The sequence below is a fragment of the Paracoccus angustae genome (assembly GCF_042648745.1).
In the GTDB taxonomy this organism is placed as follows: domain Bacteria; phylum Pseudomonadota; class Alphaproteobacteria; order Rhodobacterales; family Rhodobacteraceae; genus Paracoccus; species Paracoccus angustae.
This window is the reverse complement of sequence record NZ_JBHRXY010000123.1, coordinates 1-882: the sequence shown is the minus strand read 5'-3', so window position 1 is coordinate 882 and position 882 is coordinate 1. Positions and strand designations below refer to the sequence as shown.

At 61.5% G+C, this 882-nt stretch carries 1 pseudogene; it reads left to right on the top strand.

What is annotated here, in order from left to right:
* Positions 1 to 381 precede the first annotated feature (381 nt).
* Positions 382 to 882 (top strand): annotated as a pseudogene (locus tag ACFOM8_RS23035) (hypothetical protein); the annotation flags it as partial.

Sequence of the window (882 nt, the reverse complement as noted above, 5' to 3'; positions counted from 1 at the left end):
TTCAGGAGCATCGTGGTTCGGATGCAGGACTACACGGGCGCATCCATGACGGAATGGGTGAGCTACTGATGAATCACCGCCGAGGTCTACACAAAGAATTGCCGCTAAGCCCTTGCTGGCGTAGGCTGTTCGGCAAAATACCCAAAACGGGAGGGACGAGCGGAATCGGATAAACCACCAGCCCAAAAGGAAACCCCCCGCGCGGGGGTCCGCACGAGGGGGCTTGGTAGCATAACACAGGTTTGGCGACCTGATTAGCAGCGGATTACACCTGCTATAGTTAGCTGCCTACTCCCGGAAATCAAGAGCAAAAAGCGCATCTGTGCGAACGGATGAGGCTTGCCTGCGGACACCGCGCTTCTTGTGACACAGGAGCAGCACTTGACGACTGTAGCAGCCGCAGCAGGCGGCGATTTTTTCAAGCGCCTTGGCGTTCTGGCCCAGGCTTGCACCGGCGCGCGCGCCCAAGGCAGGACGCGCTTGCACCGCAACTCTCACCGAGCGGGAACCTGCGAAGGCACGTTCTGGCGCAGCACCACCCGGCAGGAGGTGCAGAGGATCATCAGGGCCGCGCAGCGATACGAGCTGCACGGCCGCAAGCCCGGGAGACGCAACGGACCCTTGGGCAGCATCGCCTTGGAGATCCTGGCGCTGTTCGGGAACCTGGTCAGCTTCAAGACCGGCCGCCTAGACCCGTCCCTTGACTGGATCATGGACAAGCTGAAGCGGTCGAGGGACGCTGTTGTTCGCGCCTTGAAGGCACTACGCGACCATGGCTTTCTGGACTGGCTGCGCCGGTTCGAGCCAACCCCGAATGAAGGCCGCGGCCCCCAGGTTCGGCAGGTCAGCAATGCGTATCGTCTTTTCGCACCCAAGCGTGCC